Annotated in this window: 1 protein-coding gene; it reads left to right on the forward strand. The window is 70.6% G+C overall.

From position 1 onward, the window contains the following. The coding region (locus tag ABD254_RS21380) for a hypothetical protein (protein WP_344251025.1) at positions 1–394 on the forward strand (394 nt) is incomplete at its 5' end. Between the last annotated feature and the right edge of the window lie 127 nt (positions 395–521).

The following is a 521-nucleotide window of genomic DNA, read 5'->3' on the forward strand; positions in this document are numbered from 1 at the left end:
CACCGTGGCCCGCCCCACCCTCCAGGACCTGCTCGCCCGCCTCCCCGACAACGACACCGGCGCGATCGACGCCGTCGACCTGCGGGAGGTCGTCACCGCCCTGTGGCTCAAGACTGGCGCCGCGGGTGAGGTCGCCGGTGACGGCACGCTCGTGGCCGGTCCGCCGGGATGGACCGCGGAACGCGTCGAGGTCGGCCTGTACAAGGTGACGCACGACCTCGGGATCGACGCCGACGCCTACTCGGTCGCGATCACGGAGATGCAGCTGACCACCCAGGTGCCGGTCATCGCCGCGATCACGGAGACCACGTCGACGTCGTTCACGTTCGGCCTCGCGACGGCGGACGGCACCCCGACCAACCGGTACTCCGCTTTCGTGATGGCGGTGAACTAGCCGATGACCGAGGCGGTGCAGGACCAGTTCAGCGCCGCCTACTCCCGCGCGTTCGACCCCTACGCGGCCGGCAACGAGTTCGCCGCTGCGTTCAGCAGTGCGTTCGACCCGCCCGCCGTCATCGCTG

Origin of the sequence: Isoptericola hypogeus (assembly GCF_039531145.1) — a bacterium.
In the GTDB taxonomy this organism is placed as follows: Bacteria; Actinomycetota; Actinomycetes; order Actinomycetales; family Cellulomonadaceae; genus Isoptericola; species Isoptericola hypogeus.